The organism is Microbacterium enclense (assembly GCA_038182865.1).
GTDB lineage: Bacteria > Actinomycetota > Actinomycetes > Actinomycetales > Microbacteriaceae > Microbacterium > Microbacterium enclense_B.
The window spans coordinates 1973510-1997712 of sequence record CP116226.1 but is presented as its reverse complement, the minus strand read 5'-3'; the positions used below and the strand labels follow the sequence as shown (position 1 = coordinate 1997712).

At 67.2% G+C, this 24203-nt stretch carries 16 protein-coding genes and 3 rRNA genes; 3 read left to right on the top strand and 16 right to left on the bottom strand.

Annotated elements, in window-relative coordinates; genetic code table 11:
• Positions 1 to 26: 26 nt before the first annotated feature.
• The 3 genes from PIR02_09280 (at position 27) to PIR02_09270 (ending at position 3498) form a co-directional block, all read left to right on the top strand.
• Positions 27 to 1391: an alpha/beta fold hydrolase gene (locus tag PIR02_09280; GenBank protein ID WZH38845.1), complete on the top strand. Its 1365-nt coding sequence runs from the start codon at positions 27 to 29 to the stop codon at positions 1389 to 1391.
• Positions 1388 to 2938, top strand: a complete 1551-nt coding sequence (locus PIR02_09275; protein WZH38844.1) for a GMC family oxidoreductase — start codon at positions 1388 to 1390, stop codon at positions 2936 to 2938. The genes PIR02_09280 and PIR02_09275 overlap by 4 nt, the downstream gene beginning before the upstream one ends.
• 215 nt (positions 2939 to 3153) lie before the next feature.
• Positions 3154 to 3498 carry a LysR family transcriptional regulator gene (locus tag PIR02_09270; protein ID WZH38843.1) on the top strand — a complete coding sequence of 115 codons (345 nt, stop codon included), beginning with the start codon at positions 3154 to 3156 and terminating at the stop codon, positions 3496 to 3498.
• 111 nt (positions 3499 to 3609) lie between these two features.
• On the opposite strand, the gene PIR02_09265 is transcribed toward PIR02_09270, so the two are convergent.
• The 16 genes from PIR02_09265 to PIR02_09190 form a co-directional block, all read right to left on the bottom strand.
• Positions 3610 to 5250, bottom strand: a complete 1641-nt coding sequence (locus tag PIR02_09265) for an ABC-F family ATP-binding cassette domain-containing protein (GenBank protein ID WZH38842.1) — start codon at positions 5248 to 5250, stop codon at positions 3610 to 3612.
• 69 nt (positions 5251 to 5319) lie between these two features.
• Positions 5320 to 6243 carry a site-specific tyrosine recombinase XerD gene (gene xerD, locus PIR02_09260; protein ID WZH38841.1) on the bottom strand — a complete coding sequence of 308 codons (924 nt, stop codon included), beginning with the start codon at positions 6241 to 6243 and terminating at the stop codon, positions 5320 to 5322.
• Position 6244: 1 nt separating this feature from the next.
• Positions 6245 to 6823 carry an NUDIX hydrolase gene (locus tag PIR02_09255; protein WZH38840.1) on the bottom strand — a complete coding sequence of 193 codons (579 nt, stop codon included), beginning with the start codon at positions 6821 to 6823 and terminating at the stop codon, positions 6245 to 6247.
• Position 6824: 1 nt separating this feature from the next.
• Entirely contained in the window at positions 6825 to 8522 is a 1698-nt protein-coding gene (locus PIR02_09250; GenBank protein WZH38982.1) for a CTP synthase, read from the bottom strand.
• A 129-nt stretch (positions 8523 to 8651) separates the two neighbouring features.
• Positions 8652 to 10349, bottom strand: a complete 1698-nt coding sequence (gene recN / locus PIR02_09245; protein ID WZH38839.1) for a DNA repair protein RecN — start codon at positions 10347 to 10349, stop codon at positions 8652 to 8654.
• Positions 10346 to 11266: an NAD kinase gene (locus PIR02_09240; GenBank protein ID WZH38838.1), complete on the bottom strand. Its 921-nt coding sequence runs from the start codon at positions 11264 to 11266 to the stop codon at positions 10346 to 10348. Before PIR02_09240 ends, recN begins: the two co-directional genes overlap by 4 nt.
• On the bottom strand, positions 11263 to 12060 hold the full coding sequence (locus tag PIR02_09235) for a TlyA family RNA methyltransferase (GenBank protein ID WZH38837.1): 798 nt from the start codon (positions 12058 to 12060) through the stop codon (positions 11263 to 11265). Before PIR02_09235 ends, PIR02_09240 begins: the two co-directional genes overlap by 4 nt.
• Complete coding sequence (locus PIR02_09230) at positions 12057 to 12227, bottom strand: hypothetical protein (GenBank protein ID WZH38836.1); 171 nt, start codon at positions 12225 to 12227, stop codon at positions 12057 to 12059. Before PIR02_09230 ends, PIR02_09235 begins: the two co-directional genes overlap by 4 nt.
• An 18-nt stretch (positions 12228 to 12245) precedes the next feature.
• Complete coding sequence (locus PIR02_09225; protein WZH38981.1) at positions 12246 to 13280, bottom strand: HAD-IIA family hydrolase; 1035 nt, start codon at positions 13278 to 13280, stop codon at positions 12246 to 12248.
• Positions 13280 to 13984 (bottom strand): hypothetical protein, encoded by a 705-nt coding sequence (locus PIR02_09220; GenBank protein ID WZH38835.1) that lies wholly within the window; start codon positions 13982 to 13984, stop codon positions 13280 to 13282. Before PIR02_09220 ends, PIR02_09225 begins: the two co-directional genes overlap by 1 nt.
• A gap of 1102 nt (positions 13985 to 15086) precedes the next feature.
• Positions 15087 to 15203, bottom strand: a 5S ribosomal RNA gene (rrf, locus tag PIR02_09215).
• Positions 15204 to 15303: 100 nt separating this feature from the next.
• Positions 15304 to 18413, bottom strand: a 23S ribosomal RNA gene (locus PIR02_09210).
• 416 nt (positions 18414 to 18829) lie between these two features.
• A 16S ribosomal RNA gene (locus tag PIR02_09205) occupies positions 18830 to 20351 on the bottom strand.
• Together the 16S, 23S and 5S rRNA genes form the textbook arrangement of a ribosomal RNA operon.
• A 547-nt stretch (positions 20352 to 20898) precedes the next feature.
• On the bottom strand, positions 20899 to 22203 hold the full coding sequence (locus tag PIR02_09200; GenBank protein ID WZH38834.1) for a glycosyltransferase: 1305 nt from the start codon (positions 22201 to 22203) through the stop codon (positions 20899 to 20901).
• The gene (locus tag PIR02_09195) at positions 22200 to 23213 is read right to left on the bottom strand and encodes a glycosyltransferase (protein ID WZH38833.1); all 1014 of its coding nucleotides are present in this window, start codon (positions 23211 to 23213) and stop codon (positions 22200 to 22202) included. Before PIR02_09195 ends, PIR02_09200 begins: the two co-directional genes overlap by 4 nt.
• Positions 23210 to 24148, bottom strand: a complete 939-nt coding sequence (locus PIR02_09190; protein WZH38832.1) for a WcbI family polysaccharide biosynthesis putative acetyltransferase — start codon at positions 24146 to 24148, stop codon at positions 23210 to 23212. Before PIR02_09190 ends, PIR02_09195 begins: the two co-directional genes overlap by 4 nt.
• Positions 24149 to 24203: the final 55 nt, after the last annotated feature.

Here is a 24203-nt window from a genome sequence, read left to right as displayed (position 1 = left end):
CGAGCTCCGTGAGCGAGCGTGAAGACATGCCACCCGTCACCCTCTTCCTGCTGCACGCGCTCGGCGCGAGCGCCGGCTCCTTCAACCGCCTCGCCGAGCGTCTCGACGGCCGCGTGCGGGTCGAAGGGATCGACCTCCCCGGCTTCGGATCCGCCGCCGACCTGACCGACTCCTCGCTCGACGCCACGGTCGACCACGTCATCGCGCACCTCGTCCGCCACGCCCGCGGTCGCTGGATGCTCGGCGGGCACAGCATGGGCGGCAAGATCGCCGCGCTCGTGGCATCCCGCGTCCTGCGGGGCGATGCCCCCCTGTTCGGGCTGAGCGGTCTGGTCCTCCTGGCGCCGTCGCCCCCTCGTCCCGAGCCGATGGACGAGCAGCGCCGCGAGCGCATGCTGGCCTGGGTCGCCGACGGGGGCATCTCGGAACAGGATGCCGACACCTTCATCGATCAGAACACGGCCGAGCCGCTCTCCCCCGACGCCCACCGCGACGCCGTGACCGATCTGCAGCGCACCTCCCCCGACGCGTGGCGTGCGTGGCTGCAGACCGGCAGCCGCGTCGACGCCTCCGCGGAGGTGGGGACCCTCGACCTCCCCGTGCTCGTGCTGGCCGGCGCCGATGACGACGATCTCGGCGCTGCTGCCCAGCCCGGCCTGCTGGCATCCGTGTATCCCCGCGCGCGCTTCGTGGCCCTCGCCGACACCGGCCACCTGATCCCCCTCGAGCGCGCCGACGAGGCCGCCGACGCCATCGCGCACTTCGTCGACGACGAGGTGCTGATCGGCCCCGCCGTGCCCGACGACTGGTCCGCGCTCATCGCCGGCGACCGCGTCGATGCCCGCGTACGCGGCGTCCTGAACCGCCGTGCCGTCCCCGACGACCGGGGATACGCGCCCGAGGTGCTCGACGTGGCGCAGCTGACCCTGCTCCGCGAGATCGCTGACCTGGTCGTGCCGCAGGAGGGGCCGGCGATCGACCTCGCCGCGCGCGTCGACACGCAGCTCGCCCGCGGCGAGGGCGACGGATGGCGCAACGCCGATCTGCCCGCCGACTCCGAGGCGTATCGCGCCGGTCTCGACACCCTCGCCGCGGTGTGGCCGGCCGACCCCACCGACCGGGAAGCAGTGCTGCGCACCGCGATCGAGGGGAGCACGGACGCCGAGGGCCCCCTCGACCCGGCTCGGTTGAAGCTCTGGCTCGAAGACGTCCGCAACGACCTCGTCCGCCAGTGGCTCGCTCACCCCGCGAGCATGGCGCGCGTCGGCTACGACGGCTTCGCCACCGGCGGAAGCCCCATCCGCGGGTACGTGGAGCTGCGCCTCGGGCGCCGTGAAGACTGGGAGCCGGCCGGTGTCGGCGGCTCGATCGCGACGGGAGACGCGGCATGAACCTCGAGAAGATGCGGACCTTCGGCACCGACGAGATCGTCGATGTCATCGTGGTCGGCACGGGCGCCGGAGGGGCTCCCCTCACGGCGGAGCTGGCGGGCAAGGGACTGCGCGTCGTCGCGCTCGAGGCGGGCCGTCACTTCGCGCTCGACGACCTCACGCCCGACGAGACGGAAGCCGTCGAGATCAACTGGATGTCCGAGCGTCTGAGCGGCGGCGACGATCCCACCGCGTTCGGCCCGAACAACAGCGGCCGCGGCGTCGGCGGGTCGATGCTGCACTGGGGTGCCTTCACCCCGCGGCCCGACCGCCGCGACCTTTCTCTGCGCACCGAGACGGGCGAGGGCCGCGATTGGCCCGTCGATCCCGACGAGTTGCTGTCGTACGTCGAGCGCGTCGAGGGTGACATCGGCGTCTCCGGACCGAGCCCGTATCCGTGGGACCCCTCGCGCCGGTACGCCTACGCGCCGGCGAAGCGCAACGCGCCCGCGAATCTGGTCGCCAAGGGTTGCGACGCACTCGGTGTCCGGTGGGCCGACGCCCCCGCCGCGGTCCTCACCCGCGCTCGTCTGCAGGATCACCATGGCGAGCGCGGCGCGTGCGTCAACTGCGGCGAGTGCCACCAGGGATGCCGGACGGATGCCAAGGCCTCCACGGCCAACACGTACCTGCCCGCGGCGGTCGCGGCGGGCGCCGAGATCCGCGCCGAAGCGATGGTGCACGACATCGAGCTCGACGCCCGGGGCCATGTCGCCGCGGTCGTGTACCGACAGAACGGCGTCGATGTCCGCCAGCGCTGCCGCGCGCTCGTTCTCGCCGGCGGCGGGGTCGAGACGCCGCGCCTGCTGCTGCACACAGGTCTCGCCAACGACAACGGTCAGGTGGGCCGAAACTTCCTCGCCCACGGAGCGACGCAGGTGTGGGGCCGGTTCGACGAACCCGTGCGCGGACACCGGGGGTATCCGTCCTCGCTCATCAGCGAGGACATGATGCGTCCCGCCGATGCCGATTTCGCCGGGGGCTACCTCGTGCAAAGTCTCGGTGTGATGCCCCTGACCTTCTCGACGACGCTCGTGCGGGGCGGGGGGCTCTGGGGTCCCGAGCTCATGCAGCGGCTCGAGCAGTCCCGGTTCATGGCCGGCATCGGGATCAACGCCGAGTGCTTGCCGTCGGATGACAACCGTCTGACGCTCGTCGACGAGACCGACGAGTTCGGCATCCCCCGCGCCCGTGTGACGTTCACGGCGGGTGCGAACGAGAAGGCGCTCGACGAGCACGCGACGGCGTTCATGCTGCGGGTGATGGACGCGGCAGGCGCGCGCGAGACGATGGTGCTGGCCCGCACCGCACACACCATCGGCACCTGCCGCATGTCGATCGACCCGTCCGACGGCGTCGTCGACGCCGACGGCCGCTCGCACGAGATCCCCAACCTGTGGATCTCGGACAACTCCGTCTTCCCGTCCGCGATCGCCGCGAACCCCGCCCTGACGATCATGGCGCTGTCGCTGCGCACCGCCGACCGCTTCCTGGCATCCGCCGCCTGACCGGGGCCGGCGCCCCGTCCGCTCGGGGTCGACCCCCGTCGGGACTCGGCCCGGGTTGGTGGTGTGGACGAGCCCGCCAGGTCACACGATCCGCGCGAGACCACAGGCGCGCGCCGCGACGCGATGTGTGCTCTCGGCACGATCGTGTGCTCTCGGCGAGTCGAAAGAGGCCAGCAGGCCCGCGTCGACGCTCCATATCCGGGAGAATGGATGCCATGAAGCTCGAGCATCTCCGCCGGTTCGCCGCCCTCGCCGAGGAGCTGCACTTCCCCCGTACGGCCGAGAAGCTCGGCATCCCCCTCGCCTCCCTCTACACGACGCTCGACAAGCTCGAGGAGGAGGTCGGGCAGCCGCTCGTCCAGCGCACGCCGCCGACGCGCCTCCTCCCGGCGGGCGTTCTGCTGCTCGAGGAGGCGCACCGCCGGATCGCCGATGCCCCGGCGCCCGCGCCCACGCAGAAGGCGTCCTGGGGCGGTAAGGCGAAGGCGTCGAAGGGCAAGGGCCGCGCACCCATTGTGAAGGGCCAGCCCAAGCCCTACAAGAAGCGCCAGGGTCGCTGAGCCCTCACGTATGAACACGATGGGCGCACGTGAACGCGCTCTCCTCGCGTTTCTGCGCGTGGATAGCGTTCACGCCTTCGGGCAGAACTCCCGGTGGAGGCGGAACCGCCCCTACAGCTCGGTCACGACCCCGGCCTCGACCCGCCATCGCCGGTCAGTCTCCACCGCCGCCAGCATCCGCCGGTCATGCGTCACCAGCAGGAGCGTCCCCGTGTAGGACTCCAGCGCCTGTTCGAGCTGCTCGATCGCGGGCAGGTCGAGGTGGTTCGTCGGCTCGTCGAGGACGAGAACGTTCACCCCGCGCGCCTGCAGGAGCGCCAGGCCGGCGCGGGTGCGCTCGCCCGGCGACAGGCCGTCGACGGGACGCGTGACGTGGTCGGCCTTGAGCCCGAACTTCGCCAGCAGCGTGCGCACCTCGCCCGCGTTCATCTCGGGCACGAACCCCTCGAAGGTCTCCGCCAGCGGACGCGCTCCGACCAGCAGGGATCGGGCCTGGTCGATCTCGCCGATCTCCACGCTGGCTCCGAGGCTCGCGGTTCCGTCGTCCGGCGTCTGACGGCCCAGGATGCCACGCAGCAGCGTCGATTTCCCCGCACCGTTCGGCCCGGTGATACCGATCCTCTCGCCGGCGTTCACCTGCAGGGAGACGGGCCCCAGCGTGAAATCGCCCTGTCGGAACACGGCACCGGACAGCGTCGACACCACAGAGCTCGACCGCGGCGCGGAGCCGATCGTGAACTCCAGCTGCCACTCCTTGCGCGGTTCGTCGACTTCTTCGAGCCGCGCGATACGGCTCTCCATCTGGCGGACCTTCTGCGCCTGCTTCTCACTCGACTCCGCCGACGCCTTGCGGCGGATCTTGTCGTTGTCGGGCGCCTTCTTCATGGCGTTGCGCACGCCTTGACTCGACCACTCGCGCTGCGTTCGGGCTCTCGAGACGAGGTCGGCCTTGGTCTCGGCGTACTCGTCGTACTTCTCGCGCGCCTGCCGACGCAGGGTCGCGCGCTCTTCGAGGTACGCGTCGTACCCACCGCCGTACACGCGGTGCGCGTTCTGCGCGAGATCGAGTTCGAGCACACGGCTCACCGCGCGCGCGAGGAATTCGCGATCGTGACTGACGAGCACCGCTCCCCCGCGAAGACCCTTCACGAACGTCTCGAGCCGTTCGAGTCCGTCGAGGTCGAGGTCGTTCGTCGGTTCGTCGAGCAGGGCGATGTCGAAGCGCGACAGCAGCAGGGCAGCCAGTCCGACGCGTGCCGCTTGTCCTCCCGACAGGCCGGTCATCTCGGCATCCGGGCCCACCTCGAGTCCCAGATCGGCCAGCACGATCGGCATCCGTTCGTCGAGGTCGGCGGCGCCGCTGGCGAGCCACCTCTCCAGCGCCGCGGCGTACGCATCGTCGGCCCCCACGGCGCCGGGGTCGCCGAGGGCGGCGGCCGTGGCATCCATCTCCCGCGTCGCCTCGGCGCATCCCGTTCGTCGCGCGATGTACTGCGCGACGGTCTCGCCCGCGATGCGCTCGTGTTCCTGGGGCAACCACCCGACGAAGGCGTCGGAGGGGGCGAGGCTGATCGACCCGCCCTGCGGCTCGTCGACGCCGGCGAGCAGCCGCAGCAGCGTCGATTTGCCGGCACCGTTCGCCCCGACGACGCCGACGACGTCGCCCGGGGCCACCGTGAGGTCGACACCCTCGAACAGCGTGCGGTGTCCGTACCCGCCGGAGAGGTTCTGGGCGACGAGGGTGGCGGTCATCTCCCTAGTCTCTCAGGGCGGCGGGGCGGCCCTTTCGTCGCGATGACGCGCGAGCCGCCGGAGCGCCCGCTACCGCGCCCGCGGATGCGATGTCGCGTACACGTCGCGCAGCGCGTCGACCGTGACGTGCGTGTAGATCTGCGTCGTCGCGACAGATGCGTGCCCGAGCAGTTCCTGCACGACGCGCACATCCGCACCGCCCTGCAGCAGATGCGTCGCGAAGGAGTGTCGCAGCGTGTGCGGCGACACGTGCGCCGTCAGCCCGGCTCGCTCCGCGGCTGCCTGGAGGATGAGCCACGCACTCTGTCGCGACAGCGGTGCCCCGCGCACACCGAGGAACAACCGGGGCGTGGCTCGTCCCTTCGCCGCGAGGGCCGGGCGCACCCGCGTGAGGTACGCCTCGATGGCCGCGCGAGCGTACGAGCCCACGGGCACCACCCGCTCCTTGGAGCCCTTTCCTCGCACGCGGATCAGGTCGCCGTGCGCCATGTCGTCGACGTCCAGGTGCACGATCTCCGACACGCGCGCACCCGTCGCGTACAGCAGCTCGAGCAACGCGCGATCCCGCACAGCCGCCGGCTCGGCTGCGGCGTCCGAGCCGGGTGTCGGGCCCGCGGCGTCCAGGAGCGCGTCGACCTGGGCGATGGTCAGGGCCTTCGGGAGCCGCCGGGGCGCCTTGGGCGGCCGCAGGCGCCCACTGGGATCGTCGTCGACGCGTCCTTCCCGGACGAGGAAGCGGTGCAGCCCCCGCACCGAGGACTGCATCCGCGCGAGCGACGACGCGGCCGGCGGCGGTTCCGCCGAGGCCCGCTCCGCCGCGAACTCCGCCACCAGCGACGCAGTCACGGACTCGATCGCGGTCACCTCGCGCGCGTGCAGCCACTCGACGTACCCCGCCAGGTCGCGACGGTACGCGTCGACGGTGTGATCGGAGAGTCCGCGCTCGAGCGCGACGTGCCGGAGGTAGGTCTCGACCGCGCGCTCGAGCTCCACGTCAGCGCGCGGAGGCCTCGCGGCGCAGCACCTCGGCCGCGGCGAGCGCGCCGGTTGCCAGGATGCCGTTGCGCAGACGCCCCGCCAGCACGCCGTCGATGACGTCGGCGAGCGGCACGCGCTCGACGCGCATGTCGGACTCCTCGTGCTCACGCTCGTAGTCCGTCTCGACCGTCCGCAGGCCGCGGGCGAGGAAGAGGTGCACGACCTCGTCGTTACCGCCGGGGGTGGTGTGCATCGAGACGAGGGGCTGCCAGCGATCGGCCTCGAGGTCGACCTCCTCGGTCAGCTCCCGTTTGGCCGTCTCCAGAGGCGGCTCTCCCGCCACGTCGAGAAGACCCGCCGGGATCTCCCAGTCGCGTTCCTTGATCGGGTGGCGGTACTGCTGAATGAGCACGACGCGCTCGTCCTCGTCGATCGCGACGACCGCCGCTGCCCCGGGGTGCTCGACGTACTGCCGCGTCATCTCACCGTCGCCGTAGCGGACGGTGTCGCTGCGGACGTTCCACACCGCACCCTCGTAGACGAGATCGGTCGAGACGACCTCGAGGTCGACGCGCTCGTCGCGCAGCTCCGCCATGTCAGGCCTCCTCGACGTCGAACAGCTCGCTCGAGCGGTGACGCTCGAGCGCCGCCCCGACGAGACCGCGGAACAGCGGGTGCGGAGCGGTCGGCCGCGACCGCAGCTCGGGGTGTGCCTGGGTGGCGATGTAGTACGGGTGCACGTCACGCGGCAGCTCGACGAACTCGACGAGGTCGAGATCGGGGTTGAGCCCCGAGAACACCAGGCCCGCGTCGCTCAGCTGCTGCCGGTAGGCGTTGTTGACCTCGTACCGGTGGCGGTGACGCTCCGAGATCTGCGACTCGCCGTACAGCTCGGCCGCGAGCGATCCCTCGGCGAGCGCGGCCGGGTACAGCCCCAGGCGCATGGTGCCGCCGAGGTCGCCGCTCTCGAGGATGTCGACCTGCTCGGCCATCGTGGCCACCACGGGGTGCACGGTGTCGGGATCGAACTCGCTCGACGACGCGCCCTCGAGGCCGGCCACGGTACGCGCGTACTCGATGACCATGCACTGCAGGCCCAGGCAGATGCCGAGCGTGGGAATGCCCTGCTCCCGCGCGAACCGCAGGGCGCCGAGCTTGCCCTCGATACCCCGGATGCCGAAGCCTCCGGGCACGATGATCCCGTCGACCGCCGCGAGAGCCTTCTCGGCCCCCTCGGGCGTCTCGCAGAGGTCGGAGGGGATCCACGTGATCTTCACGTGGGTCTCCTGTCCGAAGCCGCCCGCCTTGATCGCCTCGGTGACCGAGAGATAGGCGTCGGGCAGGTCGATGTACTTGCCGACGAGGCCGATGGTCACCTCGTGCTTGGGGTTGTGCACGGCCTGCAGCACGCGCTGCCACCGCGACCAGTCGACGTCTGCGGCCTTGTCGATGTCGAGGGCGTCGACGATGTAGGCGTCGAGACCCTGGTCGTGCATCATCGTGGGGATGTCGTAGATGCTGGGCACGTCGATCGCGTTGACCACGGCGTCTTCGTCGACGTCGCACATCAGCGCGATCTTGCGCTTGTTCGACTCCGTGACGGGCCGGTCGCTGCGCAGCACGAGCGCGTCGGGCTGGATGCCGATCGAGCGCAGCGTGGCGACCGAGTGCTGAGTGGGCTTGGTCTTCTGTTCGCCGGAGGCGCCCATGAAGGGCACGAGCGAGACGTGCACGAAGAAGACGTTCTTCCGGCCCAGCTCGTGGCGGATCTGGCGCGCGGACTCGATGAACGGCTGCGACTCGATGTCGCCGACGGTGCCACCGATCTCGGTGATGATCACGTCGGGCTGGGGGCTCTCGCTGGCCTGCAGGCGCATGCGACGCTTGATCTCGTCGGTGATGTGCGGGATCACCTGCACCGTGTCGCCGAGGTACTCGCCACGACGCTCCCGCGCGATCACCTGCGAGTAGATCTGGCCGGTGGTGACGTTGGCCGCCTGGCTCAGCTCGATGTCGAGGAAGCGCTCGTAGTGCCCGATGTCGAGATCGGTCTCGGCGCCGTCGTCGGTCACGAAGACCTCACCGTGCTGGAACGGGTTCATCGTCCCCGGGTCCACGTTGAGATACGGGTCGAGCTTCTGCATGACCACGCGCAGACCGCGAGCGGTGAGAAGGTTGCCGAGGCTTGCCGCCGTCAGGCCCTTACCCAGGGAGGAGACCACTCCTCCGGTGACGAAGATGTGCTTCGTCGTGAAGGTCTTACCGTCTGAATGTCCCGCGTCCGAAGTCTGCATCACGGGCTTCGATCCTATCAGTCGCATCTGTCCTCAGGATGGCGGATGTTCTCCGCTCCTCCCGCAGTCTGGCATCGGCCCCCGACATCCGCGTCACCGCGACGTGACGATCACGGGTCGATCGGCGGATCAGACCGTGGCACGCCCGGTCTCGAGCAGTTCCCGCGCGTGGGTGAGAGCGGCCTCCGAATCGCTCAGCCCTGACAGCAGGCGCGCCATCTCGGCTTCGCGGTCAGCACCATCGAGACGGCGGACACTGGATGCCGTCACGGCCCCGTCGTTGCCCTTCACGACCGTGAGGTGGTTGCCGGCGAAAGCGGCGACCTGCGCGAGGTGCGTGACGGCGATCACCTGCGACGACTCCGCGAGACGCGCGAGCCGTCGCCCGACCTCGATCGCCGCAGCTCCGCCGATACCGGCGTCGACCTCGTCGAACACGAAGGTGGGTACGGGGTCGACCCCGGCGATCACGACCTCGATCGCGAGCATGACGCGGCTCAGCTCTCCTCCCGACGCACCCCGCGACACCGGGCGCGGATCGGCACCGGGGTGCGGAGCGAGAAGGATCGACACCTCGTCGCGCCCGTGTCCGGCGGGGGTGGCCGCAGCGACATCGACCGTGAGACGGGCGTCGGGCAGGGCGAGGGCGTGCAGTTCCTCGGTGACAGCGGCGCCCAGGCGCTCCGCTGCCTCGCGCCGGGCGGCGGTCAGTATATCGGCAGCGGCGTCGAGCTCAGCCGCCGCGGCGTCGCGCTGGGTCTCGAGGCGCTGCAGCCGGTCACCGTCGTCGTCGAGTTCGACCAGGCGTGCCGATCCCGTCTCGAGTAAGGCGAGGGCGGCCTCCACCGATCCGTGCGTGCGTGCGAGTCCGGCGAGCACGCCCCGTCGCTCGTCGACGATCGCCAGCTCGTGGGGACCCGACTCATCGAGGTCGGCGAGGTAGCCCGACAGCGCGACCGAGGCATCCGTCGCGCGATAACCGAGATCCGCGACCTGCTCGCTGATCGCGGCGAGGGCGTCGTCGCTGGCCGCGATGCGCTCGAGCGCCCGACGCGCCTCGGCGAGCAGCGTCACGACATCCGGCGAGCCGTCGTCATTCGACAGGGCGGCGTGGGCGGTCACGGCGGCCAGTCGCAACTCCTCGGCATTGGCGAGGCGTTCGGCACGACGAGCGAGCTCCTCCTCCTCACCCGCCACGGGGGCGGCAGCTTCGATCTCGGCGATGGCCGCGCGCAAGTGCTCGGCCTCACGGGCCCGGTCGTCGCGGTCGGTGGTCAGGGTGGTCAGCTCGGCATCGAGAGCGCGCCAGGTGTCCCAGGCGTCGCGGTAGGCGGCGCGCGCCGCTGTCACCGGCTCACCACCGAAGCGATCGAGCGCTTCGCGTTGAGCGGACGAGGACTTCAGACGCAGCTGGTCCGACTGTCCGTGGACGACGACGAGGTCATCGGCCAGGTCGGCGAGCACGCCGGCGGGGGCGGTCCGGCCGCCGACCGTGGCACGCCCGCGGCCTTCGCTCGAGACGGTACGACCGAGGTACAGCTCAGCCGCTCCCCCGCCGACGGGCTCGACGTCTCCCCCGGCCTCGCGCACGCGTTCGGCCACGGGGCCGTCCTCGGGAACCAGCCAGACCCCCTCGACCGCGGCCTGGGCCGCACCCTTGCGGACGGCACCGGAGTCGGCGCGCTGGCCGAGCAGGAGGCCGAGGCCGGTGACGACCATCGTCTTGCCCGCACCCGTCTCACCGGTGATGGCGGTGAAACCGCGGCCGATCGGCAGGGTCGCGTCGGCGATGACGCCGAGGTCGCGCAAGCGCATCTCCTCGATCATGCGGCACCTCCCGCCACTCCGCGCCAGCCCGTGACGGGCAAGCGGAACTTGCGCACGAGGCGCTCGGTGAACGCCGCGGGGTGCAGGCGCGCCAGGCGCACCGGCCGCGACGATCGGCGCACCACGACGCGGGCACCCGGGGGCAGGTCGTGCGAGCGTCGACCGTCACACCACAGGATGCCGCTGCCGCTCGTGCGTTCGAGCACCTCGACGGCGACGCTCGCGTCCGGACCGACGACGAGCGGTCGGGCGAAGAGGGCGTGCGCCGACAGCGGCACAACGGCGATCGCCTCGACGGTCGGCCAGACGACCGGCCCTCCGGCGGAGAAGTTGTACGCGGTCGATCCTGTGGGCGTCGCGATGACGACACCGTCGCAGCCGAACGATGACAACGGACGCCCGTCCACCGCCATGACGACCTCGAGCATGCGCTCGCGGCTCGCCTTCTCGACGGTGGCCTCGTTCAGCGCCCAGGTTTCGAAGATGACCCGGTCATCGGCATCCTCGATCTTCACCGCGAGCGCCAAGCGCTCCTCGACGGTGTAGTCGCGGTCGATCACGCGGCGTACCGCGTCATCCATGTCGTCGCGCTCGATCTCGGCGAGGAAGCCGACGTGCCCCATATTGATGCCGAGGATCGGCGCCGTGCCGCCGCGCACCATTTCGGCCGCGCGCAGGATCGTGCCGTCGCCGCCCAGCACGATGGCCAGTTCGACGTCGTCGATGCTCACATCCACGCCGAGCGTCGCGACACCCTCGAGCGAGAGGCGCTCCGCGAGTTCGGGGCGGTCCTCGGCGGAGACCACCGGCGTGGCGCCGGCGGCCCGGACGGCGGTGAGGACGCGCTCGGCGGCGTGGACGGTGTCGTCGCGACGGGCATGGACGACGAGGAGGATTCGGCGATCGCTGGGGGTCATCGGCTTCCGGTCAGTCGGGTCACGGTGCTCTCCCATTCTGAGGGGTCGCTGCCGTGAGCGGCCGAGAACCACGCGACGTACTCCTGGTTGCCGTGGGTTCCGACGATGGGCGAGGCGATCAGGCCGTTCGTGCGCAGCCCTGCGTCCCACGCGGCCCAGAGGACACCGTGGACAGCATCGGACCGAAGAGCAGGGTCGGTGACGAGACCGCCCTTCACAGCGGTGCGCCCGACTTCGAACTGCGGCTTGACCAGCAGCACGATGTCCGCTTCCGGTGCGGCCGTATCCACCACCGCGGGCAGGACGTGGTGCAGGGAGATGAAGGACAGGTCGCCGGTGACGATCGTGGGGCGCTCCGCGACACCCGTGGCATCCGAGAGCGAGGCGGCGGTCATGAACCGCACGTTATACCCCTCGACCGACACGACGTCAGCGTCGGCCGCGAGCACTGTGGACAACTGCCCGTGACCCACGTCCACCGCGAGCACGGGCCTCGCTCCCCGCTCGCGGAGCACCTGCGTGAACCCACCGGTCGAGGCGCCGAGGTCGAGAGCGATCCGGCCCTCGACGGAGATGTCGAACGTGTCGAGCGCGGCGATGAGCTTGTGGGCTCCCCGGCTGACGTAATGGTCGGGGCTGGCCACCTCGATCACGCTGCCGCCGTCGACGGCGGCCGACGCCTTCACCACCGCGTGCCCGTCGACGCTCACCTCCCCGGCCGCGATCAGCTGGGACGCGTGGGAGCGGGATCGCGCGAGACCGCGCGCGGCGAGCTCGGCATCGAGACGAGTCATGCGTGCGACGACGGAGTGTGGTCGCCCGGACCGGACTCGAGCCGCCGCGCAAGTTCGTCGTGCACCGCCGCGTACGCGTCGGCCCTCGTGTCGAGAGGCTGTTCCTCGATGACGCGAAGGCGGCTGATCAGCTCGGGATCGGCATCGTTCTCGCGGGTGTCCGACATGGATGCCATGCTACGGCGTCAGCGCACGCGGAACGGGTCCGCATACAGCTGTTCCGGAACCCGGAAGCCGAAGATCGCGCGCCCGGAGTTCCAGATCGCAGCCGCCCCGGCTCGGAGAAGGTCGATCTGACGCTCCCCCTCCGCCACGATCCGGAGGTCGACACCGTCGATCTCCACGATCGCCTCGCCGACGCGGGTCCGCTCCCCCTTCACGATCGTCGCCGGGTAGGGCTCGAACAGCTCACGCAGGTCGGCGACGATGAAGTCGGGCCGCTGGGAGGGAGGTGCCGCCAGCACCTGCTTCGGCCGGTCGATCCCCGTGAGCACGAGCAGAGACGACATCTCGGCCGCGCGAGCGCCTTGGATGTCGGTGTCGAGGCGATCACCGATGAAGAGAGGATTCTGGGCACCGGTGCGGATGACGGCTTCGTCGAAGATCGGGCGTTCGGGCTTGCCGGCGATCGTGGCCAGGCGCCCTACCGCGGTGTGCACGGCGGAGACGAGAGTGCCGTTTCCCGGTGCGATGCCGCGGGCCTGTGGAATGGTCCAGTCCGTGTTCGTCGCGACCCAGGGGATACCGCCCTCCTCGACGGGGGTCGCAAGGGCGTAGGCGGCTTCGGCCAGGTCCTTCCAGCCGACCTCGGGCGCGAAACCCTGCACGACGGCGGCGGGAGCATCGTCCGCGCTGCGCGTCACCACGAAGCCGGCCTTCTCGACCTCGACGACGAGTCCTTCGCCGCCGATCACGAGAAGTGTCGAGCCCGCCGGGACCAGGTCCCGCATCAGGCGCATGGCGGCTTGGGGACTCGTGACGACGTCGCCTGCGTTCACGCGCAGACCCAGCGACGACAGGTGCTCCGCCACGGTCGCATCGGTTCTCGACGCATTGTTCGTGATGTAGCCGAGCTGTCGCCCCTCCTCCTGAGCGCGGTTGAGACTGTCGACCGCGTGCGGGAGCGCACCGGGGCCGGCGTAGACGACCCCGTCCAGGTCGGCGAGCACCACGTCCACCCCGTCGAGCGGCGTGGCCTGCGGCTTGCTCCGACCGAAGATCACCGCGGGCCGCCCTGCTCGTCGACGTCTGCGACCGGGCCCGCCTCACTCACCGGCGCGTGCGGGGGCTCTTCGTCTTCGTCCTCGTCGGAGACGGGAATGACTCCGGATGCCACCTCCACGCCGCCTTCGTCATCGATCACGTCGATCTCCTCGACGACGATGACTTCGCGATCCGCGACACCCGCGGCCGCATCGAGTGCTTCAGCCGCGACCTGCGCCCGACGCTCCCACTCCGCGGCCTCGGCGTCACGTCCGAGTTCTTCGAGAACGGCAGCCCGAGCGGAGAACAACGCGGGGCTCCACTCGAAAGCCCGATCGGGATCGGCTTCCGGGATCTCGAGTTCCTGCAACGCGCGATCCGCCTGACCGAGGTCGAGGCGGGCACCCGACATGGCGATCGCCAGTTGGACGCGAACGGGCACCGACAGCGTCGAACGGTCGACGGAACGGCCTTCCTCGAGCGCGCGATCAGGCCGCCCGACGCCACGCTCACTGTCCACGATGAGAGGGAGCTGCTCGTCCGAGCCGGTGATCCGGCGGTGGGTACGCAGCTCACGCAGAGCCAGTGCGAAGTCTCCGACGGCGTACGCGGTGATGGCGACGGTCTCTCTGACGACACCGACGCGCCCCGCGCTGCGCGAGGCAGCCAGGGCGTGCTGGTGCGCCAGCTCGGGATCCTCATCGATGAGCCGGGCCGCCATGGCGAGGTGACGCGCGACGTTCTCGGCGTTGTCCTTGCTCAGGGTCTTCAGCTCGTTACGAGCCGCTCCCGGCAGGTCCCACGCCGTGACCTCTTCGGGGATCTCGGGCCCGCGCTCACGGCGGTCCTGCGGCGGGCGCGTGGCACGCGCATCGTCACGACCGAAGCGGCGAGGGGCGCCGGCCCCGGGCCTGCGGTCGCCGGAGGGCCGACGGTCGCCGCCGCCGAACGTGCGCCCCTCACCGTCCCGACGAGGACGACCTCCCCCGTCGCCATCGCGGCGGAAGGGGCGGTCCCCCTCGCGCGCGGGACGACCAGAGCCCTGTCCGTCACGACGGAAAGGTCGATCACCATCTCGCGGCGGACGAGAATCGTTATCGCGACGGAACGGCCGATCCCCGTCCCGCGGAGGACGGCCAGAGCCCTGCCCGTCACGGCGGAACGGCCGATCGCCCTCTCGCTGCGGGCGGCTTTCGCCGTCACGACGGAAAGGCCGGTCACCATCACGGGGCGGACGCGAATCGCTATCGCGACGGAACGGCCGATCCCCGTCCCGCGGAGGACGGCCAGAGCCCTGCCCGTCACGGCGGAAGGGTCGGTCACCATCACGGGGCGGACGCGAATCGCTATCGCGACGGAACGGCCGATCCCCGTCCCGCGGAGGACGGCCAGAGTCCTGCCCGTCACGGCGGAAGGGTCGGTCCCCATCACGCGGCGGACGCGAGTCGTTATCGCGACGGAACGGCCGATCCCCATCCCGCGTGGGACGGGCAGAGCCCTGCCCCTCACGACGGAACGGCCGATCACCATCCCGCGGCGGACGCGAATCATTGTCCCGACGGAACGGCCGATCGCCCTCTCGCTGCGGGCGGCTTTCGCCGTCACGGCGGAACGGGCGGTCTCCGTCACGACGGACGGGGCGGTCGCCTCTCGGCGCACCGCCACGGGAGGATGGTCCACGACCCGAGGCGCGGTCGCCCGAGCGCCCTTCGTTGCTCTTGCGATCGTTCGCGTCGTCGGTCGACATGACTGTCCTTCCCGGGAAAAGTGCCCGTAAATGCGAAATGGCCACCCAACCTTGGGTGGCCATTTCGTGAAAAGAAGTCCGGCGGTGTCCTACTCTCCCACAGGGTCCCCCCTGCAGTACCATCGGCGCTGAGAGGCTTAGCTTCCGGGTTCGGAATGTAACCGGGCGTTTCCCTCTCGCTATGGCCGCCGAAACACTATTGATGTTTCAAGAACCAACAACGATCAATCATTGTTGCGTTCCCGACCGTACATCGAGAACCACTCAGTGGACGCAAGCACCAAAAACGGTGTGTTATCAAGTCATCGGCTTATTAGTACCGGTCAGCTTCACGTATTACTACGCTTCCACATCCGGCCTATCAACCCAGTAGTCTGGCTGGGAGCCTCTCACCCGAAGGTATGGAAGTCTCATCTTGAGGCCGGCTTCCCGCTTAGATGCTTTCAGCGGTTATCCATCCCGAACGTAGCTAATCAGCGGTGCTCCTGGCGGAACAACTGACACACCAGAGGTTCGTCCAACCCGGTCCTCTCGTACTAGGGTCAGATCCTCTCAAACTTCCTACGCGCGCAGCGGATAGGGACCGAACTGTCTCACGACGTTCTAAACCCAGCTCGCGTACCGCTTTAATGGGCGAACAGCCCAACCCTTGGGACCTACTCCAGCCCCAGGATGCGACGAGCCGACATCGAGGTGCCAAACCATGCCGTCGATATGGACTCTTGGGCAAGATCAGCCTGTTATCCCCGAGGTACCTTTTATCCGTTGAGCGACAGCGCTTCCACAAGCCACTGCCGGATCACTAGTCCCGACTTTCGTCCCTGCTCGACCTGTCAGTCTCACAGTCAAGCTCCCTTGTGCACTTACACTCGCCACCTGATTGCCAACCAGGTTGAGGGAACCTTTGGGCGCCTCCGTTACATTTTGGGAGGCAACCGCCCCAGTTAAACTACCCACCAGGCACTGTCCCTGAACCGGATCACGGTCCTAAGTTAGATATCCAGAGTGACCAGAGTGGTATTTCAACAATGACTCCACACTCACTGGCGTGAATGCTTCAACGTCTCCCACCTATCCTACACAAGCCACACCGAACACCAATACCAAGCTGTAGTAAAGGTCACGGGGTCTTTCCGTCCTGCTGCGCGTAACGAGCATCTTTACTCGTAATGCAATTTCGCCGAGTTCGCGGTTGAGACAGTTGGGAAGTCGTTACGCCATTCGTGCAGGTCGGAACTTACCCGACAAGGAATTTCGCTACCTTAGGATGGTTATAGTTACCACCGCCGTTTACTGGGGCTTAAATTCTCAGCTTCGCCTTGCGGCTAACCGGTCCTCTTAACCTTCCAGCACCGGGCAGGCGTCAGTCCGTATACATCGTCTTGCGACTTGGCACGGACCTGTGTTTTTAGTAAACAGTCGCTACCCACTAGTCTCTGCGGCCACCACACCCTTTCGGAGCAAGTCCTAATAAGTGGATGGCCCCCCTTCTCCCGAAGTTACGGGGGCATTTTGCCGAGTTCCTTAACCACGATTCTCTCGATCTCCTTGGTATTCTCTACCTGACCACCTGAGTCGGTTTGGGGTACGGGCAGCTAGAACCTCGCGTCGATGCTTTTCTTGGCAGCATAGGATCACCCACTTTTTATCCGCATCGTGTCTCAGCCTCAATGACTCCCGGATTTGCCTAAGAGTCGGCCTACGCACTTGCACCAGGACAACCATCGCCTGGCTTGGGCTACCTTCCTGCGTCACACCTGTTAATACGCTAGCCGCACCAGCATGGGGTCGAGCGTTCACACAGACGGTCCTCACCCCGAAGGGATCCGACACATTCTGAGCTAGGACTCTTAGCACCACTGGATTAGCTTGGGCGGTTCTTCGCCGGTACGGGAATATCAACCCGTTGTCCATCGACTACGCCTGTCGGCCTCGCCTTAGGTCCCGACTTACCCAGGGAAGATTAGCTTGACCCTGGAACCCTTGGTCTTTCGGAGGACGTGTTTCTCACACGTCTTTCGCTACTCATGCCTGCATTCTCACTCGTGTAGCGTCCACGGCTGGGTCACCCCGCCGCTTCACTCGCCACACGACGCTCTCCTACCCATCAACACGGCTGGACCACGAAGGCCTACCAAAAATGTCAATGCCACAACTTCGGTGGCGTGCTTGAGCCCCGTTACATTGTCGGCGCGGAATCACTTGACCAGTGAGCTATTACGCACTCTTTCAAGGGTGGCTGCTTCTAAGCCAACCTCCTGGTTGTCAAAGCAACTCCACATCCTTTCCCACTTAGCACGCGCTTAGGGACCTTAGTTGGTGGTCTGGGTTGTTTCCCTCTCGACTATGAAGCTTATCCCCCACAGTCTCACTGCTGCGCTCTCACTTACCGGCATTCGGAGTTTGGCTGACGTCAGTAACCTTGTAGGGCCCATCGGCCATCCAGTAGCTCTACCTCCGGCAAGAAACACGCAACGCTGCACCTAAATGCATTTCGGAGAGAACCAGCTATCACGAAGTTTGATTGGCCTTTCACCCCTATCCACAGCTCATCCCCTCAGTTTTCAACCTAAGTGGGTTCGGTCCTCCACGACGTCTTACCGTCGCTTCAACCTGGCCATGGATAGATCACTTCGCTTCGGGTCTAGGACACGCGACTGAATCGCCCTATTCAGACTCGCTTTCGCTACGGCTACCCCACACGGGTTAACCTCGCCACGTATCGCTAACTCGCAGGCTCATTCTTCAAAAGGCACGCTGTCACCCCTACTAAGGAGGCTCCAACGGTTTGTAAGCAAACGGTTTCAGGTACTATTTCACTCCCCTCCCGGGGTACTTTTCACCTTTCCCTCACGGTACTTGTCCGCTATCGGTCATCTGGGAGTATTTAGGCTTATCAGGTGGTCCTGACAGATTCACACGGGATTTCTCGGGCCCCGTGCTACTTGGGATACTCTTCACGCCAAGAACAGGCATTTCGACTACGGGGTTCGCACCCTCTATGACCGGCCATTCAAAACCGTTCGTCTATACCCTCTTGTCACGTCGACTGCTCGGCAGAACAATCAGAAAAGTCCCACAACCCCCAACATGCAACGCCTGCCGGCTATCACACACGCTAGGTTTAGCCTCTTCCGGTTTCGCTCGCCACTACTCACGGAATCGCTGTTGCTTTCTCTTCCTGTGGGTACTGAGATGTTTCACTTCCCCACGTTCCCTCTACCCGCCCTATATATTCAGGCGGGAGTCACCAGGTACGCACGCGCCCTGGCGGGGTTTCCCCATTCGGACACCCTCGGATCAAAACTCGCTTATCAGTTCCCCGAGGCTTATCGCAGATTGCTACGTCCTTCTTCGGCTCCAGATGCCAAGGCATCCACCGTTTGCTCTTAAAGACTTGAAATCACATGAGTTGAATCGTCAAAAAATTGACTAATGATCTTTAAGATCATCTTCACGACACAACCCGAAGGTCATGTCGAAGATGCTCGCGTCCACTGTGTAGTTCTCAAAGTACGGGCGGTACCCACCCCAACAACCACAACCGTGGCGCCAGGACAGGCCCTCGAGGAACAGCCACCAACCACCAGCCCAAAGACTCAGCGATCAGCGCCCGGCCCCTCAGGACCCAACAGCGTGCATGCACCCACCCCTCCGACCCGAACCGTTCCAACAGCAAGCTGCGTACTAGACCCGAAATCCTCAGTGTGAGCACCTCATCAAATGTTCCACCCATGAGCTAACCGGCAGACACATTCGGTCTGATCCGGCGCCTGGACACTCACAACCCGAAGGCCATCAGTGCCAGATGCTCCTTAGAAAGGAGGTGATCCAGCCGCACCTTCCGGTACGGCTACCTTGTTACGACTTAGTCCTAATTACCGATCCCACCTTCGACGGCTCCCTCCACAAGGGTTGGGCCACCGGCTTCAGGTGTTACCGACTTTCATGACTTGACGGGCGGTGTGTACAAGACCCGGGAACGTATTCACCGCAGCGTTGCTGATCTGCGATTACTAGCGACTCCGACTTCATGAGGTCGAGTTGCAGACCTCAATCCGAACTGGGACCGGCTTTTTGGGATTCGCTCCACCTTACGGTATTGCAGCCCTTTGTACCGGCCATTGTAGCATGCGTGAAGCCCAAGACATAAGGGGCATGATGATTTGACGTCATCCCCACCTTCCTCCGAGTTGACCCCGGCAGTATCCCATGAGTTCCCACCATTACGTGCTGGCAACATAGAACGAGGGTTGCGCTCGTTGCGGGACTTAACCCAACATCTCACGACACGAGCTGACGACAACCATGCACCACCTGTTTACGAGTGTCCAAAGAGTTGACCATTTCTGGCCCGTTCTCGTATATGTCAAGCCTTGGTAAGGTTCTTCGCGTTGCATCGAATTAATCCGCATGCTCCGCCGCTTGTGCGGGTCCCCGTCAATTCCTTTGAGTTTTAGCCTTGCGGCCGTACTCCCCAGGCGGGGAACTTAATGCGTTAGCTGCGTCACGGAAACCGTGGAATGGTCCCCACAACTAGTTCCCAACGTTTACGGGGTGGACTACCAGGGTATCTAAGCCTGTTTGCTCCCCACCCTTTCGCTCCTCAGCGTCAGTTACGGCCCAGAGATCTGCCTTCGCCATCGGTGTTCCTCCTGATATCTGCGCATTCCACCGCTACACCAGGAATTCCAATCTCCCCTACCGCACTCTAGTCTGCCCGTACCCACTGCAGGCCCGAGGTTGAGCCTCGGGATTTCACAGCAGACGCGACAAACCGCCTACGAGCTCTTTACGCCCAATAATTCCGGATAACGCTTGCGCCCTACGTATTACCGCGGCTGCTGGCACGTAGTTAGCCGGCGCTTTTTCTGCAGGTACCGTCACTTTCGCTTCTTCCCTGCTAAAAGAGGTTTACAACCCGAAGGCCGTCATCCCTCACGCGGCGTTGCTGCATCAGGCTTCCGCCCATTGTGCAATATTCCCCACTGCTGCCTCCCGTAGGAGTCTGGGCCGTGTCTCAGTCCCAGTGTGGCCGGTCACCCTCTCAGGCCGGCTACCCGTCGACGCCTTGGTGAGCCATTACCTCACCAACAAGCTGATAGGCCGCGAGCCCATCCCAGACCGAAAAATCTTTCCAACCCCCACCATGCGATGAGAGCTCATATCCAGTATTAGACGCCGTTTCCAGCGCTTATCCCAGAGTCCAGGGCAGGTTGCTCACGTGTTACTCACCCGTTCGCCACTGATCCACCAAGCAAGCTTGGCTTCACCGTTCGACTTGCATGTGTTAAGCACGCCGCCAGCGTTCATCCTGAGCCAGGATCAAACTCTCCGTAAAAGAAAAAAGCCCACCCAACCGGAATAAGGTCGGGACAAGCGAGTTCAATCTGACCAAACAGGAAGTCAAAACTGACTATCCAGATGCCAACCCCAAAGGGTTGGACTTTGATCCAAAGGAATTTCTCGCAATCCAACAAAAGTCAGACCGACGAGGAATAAATTGGCATTTGACAAGTGCACGCTGTTGAGTTCTCAAGGAACGGACGCACCCACAGAAACGATCTCTCGACCTACCCGTGAGGCAGTTCACATCTATATGTGCCACATCGGACCGTCACACACGACGAAACAGACTTCCGAAGGAAGAGTTTGTGTCGATGACATGTGCCGAGTGGCAGGATCCCAACCTTAGACCAGAGAATCGAGATTCTCAAGTGTGAGTGTTGGGAGTGGTTCACCGCTTGAGAGGACGCGGGGCCTTTCGGCCGCTCCGCTCTCCCCTGTGGGGCGAACAACTAATAAGTTACGCGGATCCCGCCCACCCGTCCAATCCACACCGCCGCCCGGGCGTGTCGCACCCGTAGAACCGCGAAAAGACGCGCTTCTCAACGCCAGCGGTCGACCGCTCCCCATCCGCCCACCCACGACTCGAGATGGGGTTGGTCTCTCAGGAGGTGGAGATCGGAAAGGGTGATCGTGCCCGTGAGGAATCCGACCGGGGCTCCCCACCGCTTCTCGCGCTGGCGTGCTCGTCGAGACACGGCCTCGCCGATCACCTCGCCGGCTGCGCTGTGGAGCTGGAGGCGACCTTCCTCGCCCTGGCCGAGTGCGGAGAGGCGGGATTCGATCTGGTCGGCCGCCAGCAGGACGGCGGGGCGGGCGAGGTGGAGGACGACGCGCGCATCGGGGACGTCTCCGATATGCACGCGCGGGTCGGCGGAGAGTGCAGCGATGCGTGGGTCGGCGTCGAGGACCACCCGGGCCCGGGGGAAGGCCGCGAGGAACGAGTCGACGCACACGAACGCCGCCGCCGGCGTCGGGTCTCCGGCGAGGTGCACCACCAGATCGGGGACGGCGGACAGGAGTCCCCGACCTCGGGAACCGTCCACCGGGACCTTGCTCGCCATCAGCAGGGTCTGAGCATTTCCTTCCCGCGTGCGATCGACACCCTCGCGTCCGGCCCACTCCGGACCGTCATGCCAGGCGACGGCCTCGGGCACGTGGGCGAACACGGCTCCGGCCTGCCATGCCCGGTGCGCCCACTCCCAGTCTTCGCCGCCATAGGACGCGAAGCTCTCGTCGAACCCTCCGACGCCGTCGAAGAACGAGCGGGCGCATGCCATGACGGCGCCGATGACATATCGGTAGCTGCGGTCATCGGCGCGCAGAAGGTTCTCGGAGCGCCGGTAGGCGTCGATCAACCACGGGGGTTCGGGGAGCTCCGCAGTGGGACCGATCTCGGCGATCGGCTCCTCCGCGGCGGCATCCGCGAGGTCGGCATGCCGTCGACGCCCGACCGTGACCGCCTCGGGAAGAAGGGCCGGGAGACGCACCATCTCCCGGACGTACCCCGGTTGGGGGGTGGTATCGGCATCCAGGAAGCACAGGATCTCGCCCGTGCTCGCGGCCACACCGCGGTTGCGCGCGGCAGCGGCGCGAAATCCGAGGTCGGGCTGGGTGACCACGCGGACCCCGTCGGGCACCACGGGAGCGATGGGCGACCCATCGTCTGCGACGACGATCTCGAGGAGGTCTGCCGGGTAATCCTGCGCGGCCAGCGCGTGAAGAGTGCGATCGAGCTCGCGTTGCTGGTCGTAGTGGGTCACGATGACGCTCACCTGCCGGAGCGGCGCAGCCTGCCCGTCGAGCAGATCCCAGCGGTTCCCCGCGACCCAGCCCGGGGCGGTCACGCGAGCACCTCGCGCCACCACCGCAGGTACGCCCGCGCGACGTCGGACGGCCCGAAAGGCACGGGATCGATGCCGTGCCACGTGCGTGCGGGTTCGGCGACTGCGGAGCGGATCGCGTCGGCGAGGGCGTCGGCCTCGACCGGCGCGAGCGTACCGGGGCGCAGCGCGGCCATCTCGTCCACGTACCGGTTGCGGACGGCGAGAGGTTTGCGGCCCCACCCGATCCACGAAGTCAGAGACCCCGATGCGGACACGTGCCGGTGGGCGATCACCGGCACCGCGACCGCCGCGGCACGCTCCGCCATCTCCGCGTCGTCCAACCAGCCCGTCACCTCGGCGACGACTCCCTCGTCGGCGGCGCGGCGGACGAACGCCTCCAACTCGTCGGCGTGCCCCTCCGACGCGCGTCCCAGGACGCTGAGACGAGTCAGCCCGGCGGCGACGGCGGCGGCGAGCGCTTCATCGTGCCCCTTGCCGGGGTAGAAGTATCCGAGCACGCCCACCGCGCCGTCGGGCGGCGGAACCGCGCGCGGCGGACGAGAGGTCACCGGAAGGGGCACGACGGCGACCGGTCCATCCCACACGTCTTCTTCCGCGAGGAGGGCGCGCTCGTGTGCGCTGTTCACCGCGATCGCGCGGGCGGACAGCGCGACGGCGCGATAGAAGGCCCGCCGACGCGGCCGGTTGCGTTCGCCGTCGGACGCCTGCGGGACGTCGTGAAGCGTGACCGTGAGCGGATGACGTCGAGCGAGGGCCACGACCGTCTCGGTGGCATCCTCCGGCGATCGCCCCCACAGCCGATCGGTCACGTGCGCGTGGACGGGAGTTCCCGGCGGTAGCGAGGCCAGGTCGTCGGGACCCACGGAGCGTGGCTTCTCGCCCACGCCCGCCACAGCCGCGGCGACCTCGCGTGCGTAGGCGGCGACTCCGTGAGGTCCGGGGTGCACGAGCAGGACGGGGGTGGTGGCATCCGGAGCCGTCTCGTCCGGCGGCGAGAACAGGGACGTCATGCGGCACGCCAGCGGCGAAGGAGCGGGGCGATGCGCGTCACGGCCGCGGCGACGAAGGCGGGGCGTTCGGCGTACCAGGCACGGTGGGCCTCGGCCACGGTGGCCGCGGCGAGCACCTCGCCGGCGACGATCCAGTCGGGCTGGGGCTCGGCATCCAGGCTCCAGGCGTCGACGACCCACTCCTCGAGCGGGGCCCGGACCCCGGCGAGGATCGGGCGACCGGGATCGACCGCGCGACCGGGGGCACCCAGCGCCGCGACGAGGCGTTCGCCGAGGGGAAGGAAGACGGCGTTTCCGGGGTGGTTCACCGTGCGGGCGAGATCGGCGACCACCGGAGAGAACAGGTCGGATGCCACGACGTCGAGTCCACGACCCTCGCGGCGCCGCAGCTCGGCCACCGACTCCGCCGCCACCTCGCGCACCGACGCGGCCGGCAGCTCTCGCGCGACGGGGAGACCCGCCGCCTCGGCCAGGAGACGAACGTCGTGGTAGGCCACGAGGGGCGGATCGACCTCGAATCCGGGGAGGCGCAGCACGGCCTGGAACGGGTGGAGCCCGCCGTAGCGGATCGAGGGGACGAGGACGACGCGGGCATCGGGTGAGAGCGACGCGCGCAGCTGCGCGGTGCCGAGCGGGAGACCGCGGTAATCGTCGCGGACAGGCTGCGCCACGAGGAACGACGCCCGCGTGAGGATCTCGTGAAGACGGTCGGCCTCCACCGCGGTCAGCTCGTGCACGGCGGGGACACGGATCGCGGGCAGGGCGTCGGAGGCGATGACCAACCGCAGGGATTCGGCCTGGCAGTTGCCGACCACCACGCCGAAACGCGGGGGCAGCGGCGCCTCGCCGGAGAACTCGGCGTAGTGGCGGCGGCGCGCTAGCACCGCCTCGTCGTGGTCCGCAAGGCTCCTCGCCCGACCGTCTTCGCCACTCATGCTGTGAACGTATCCGTCGGTGCCGTCGTCGTCCCAACCGCCCCGTTGCATTGCG

Coding starts and splice junctions, on each gene's coding strand:
- PIR02_09265 (WZH38842.1), bottom strand. CDS start 5,250: ATGACCGCCACCCTCGTCGCCCAGAACCTCTCCGGCGGGTACGGACAC.
- PIR02_09230 (WZH38836.1), bottom strand. CDS start 12,227: ATGTCGGACACCCGCGAGAACGATGCCGATCCCGAGCTGATCAGCCGC.
- PIR02_09255 (WZH38840.1), bottom strand. CDS start 6,823: ATGGCGGAGCTGCGCGACGAGCGCGTCGACCTCGAGGTCGTCTCGACC.
- recN (WZH38839.1), bottom strand. CDS start 10,349: ATGATCGAGGAGATGCGCTTGCGCGACCTCGGCGTCATCGCCGACGCG.
- PIR02_09195 (WZH38833.1), bottom strand. CDS start 23,213: ATGACGTCCCTGTTCTCGCCGCCGGACGAGACGGCTCCGGATGCCACC.
- PIR02_09240 (WZH38838.1), bottom strand. CDS start 11,266: ATGACCCCCAGCGATCGCCGAATCCTCCTCGTCGTCCATGCCCGTCGC.
- PIR02_09250 (WZH38982.1), bottom strand. CDS start 8,522: ATGCAGACTTCGGACGCGGGACATTCAGACGGTAAGACCTTCACGACG.
- PIR02_09280 (WZH38845.1), top strand. CDS start 27: ATGCCACCCGTCACCCTCTTCCTGCTGCACGCGCTCGGCGCGAGCGCC.
- PIR02_09190 (WZH38832.1), bottom strand. CDS start 24,148: ATGAGTGGCGAAGACGGTCGGGCGAGGAGCCTTGCGGACCACGACGAG.
- PIR02_09235 (WZH38837.1), bottom strand. CDS start 12,060: ATGACTCGTCTCGATGCCGAGCTCGCCGCGCGCGGTCTCGCGCGATCC.
- PIR02_09270 (WZH38843.1), top strand. CDS start 3,154: ATGAAGCTCGAGCATCTCCGCCGGTTCGCCGCCCTCGCCGAGGAGCTG.
- PIR02_09220 (WZH38835.1), bottom strand. CDS start 13,984: ATGGCGGCCCGGCTCATCGATGAGGATCCCGAGCTGGCGCACCAGCAC.
- PIR02_09275 (WZH38844.1), top strand. CDS start 1,388: ATGAACCTCGAGAAGATGCGGACCTTCGGCACCGACGAGATCGTCGAT.